This is a genomic window from Aurantimonas sp. A3-2-R12 (assembly GCF_036016755.1).
GTDB lineage: Bacteria > Pseudomonadota > Alphaproteobacteria > Rhizobiales > Rhizobiaceae > Aurantimonas > Aurantimonas coralicida_A.
Map to the genome: position 1 here is coordinate 1 of NZ_JAYXIH010000134.1, position 925 is coordinate 925.

Annotated in this window: 1 protein-coding gene; it reads right to left on the reverse strand. The window is 59.9% G+C overall.

The window, feature by feature from the left end:
- Positions 1-208 precede the first annotated feature (208 nt).
- Positions 209-769: a sugar transferase gene (locus tag VSX60_RS22410; RefSeq protein WP_327626440.1), complete on the reverse strand. Its 561-nt coding sequence runs from the start codon at positions 767-769 to the stop codon at positions 209-211.
- Positions 770-925: the final 156 nt, after the last annotated feature.

Consider the following 925-nt stretch of genomic DNA (forward strand, 5'->3'; position numbering starts at 1 on the left):
ACTTCTTGCATCACGGGCGGCAACCACACAGGCGTATCGCTCCTTCGGGAGGTTCTGGCAGGCTTCAGCACCCGCCACGATACGCCGCCTTCTCAGGCCCCATCACCCAGTTTCCGCCATAGCTCGCTGGCCTGCTTGTGTGGGCGCGAACCGCGGCGATGCCGCTGGGAGATCTGATTGCCGAGCGTTGCGGGGGATTTAATCCAAGTCAACTTTCGGACTTACGCGGTCGCCTCGGCCGGCTCCTAGGACGGTCGCGGTAATCAGTCGAAGATCGGTCGCTATCGATATGTCCGACAGATAGGTGGCGTCGCATTCCGCCAATTCCTCCGGTCGGGACATGTCGACCCCCCGCGATCTGCGACACGCCGGTGATGCCGGGCCGGATGGAATAGAGTCCGCGGGCGCGGCGAGCGTCGATCAGAGCTTTCTGGGACGGCAGGCAGGGTCGCGGCCCGACAGAGCTCATGTCGCCGGTCAAAATATTCCAGAGCTGCGGCAACTCGTCCAGCTTTGTCCGTCGCAGGTTGCGGCCAAACGGCGTGATGGCCGCTTCGTCGGCCTCATGGCTCGGCCAGTCACCGGTGTTTGCGTACATGGTTCTCAGGTTGAAGCAGGTGAAAGGCTTCTCGTTCCGGCCCACGCGTACCTGTCGGAATATGGCCGGACCGAGCGATGTGAACCGGATCGCAATCATGCAACCCAATATCACGGGCGCAGAGGCGACGAGAGCGATCAGAGACAGAAAAAAATCGAGAGTAGGCTTCATGGAGCAATCCGCACAGAACGTGTGGCTTATGATCGATCTTAATTGACTAGCTAGAGCGTCAGGCGATTAATCTGCAACATAGCCAGCGGCCTTGAGGTAGTTCCAACATTCTTCGGGCTCGAACAGGTCGCAGATGTTGCCGACTGCACGCCAGAG

Excerpts from the sequence above, each read along its gene's own strand:
- VSX60_RS22410 (WP_327626440.1), bottom strand. The coding sequence starts at position 769 with ATGAAGCCTACTCTCGATTTTTTTCTGTCTCTGATCGCTCTCGTCGCC.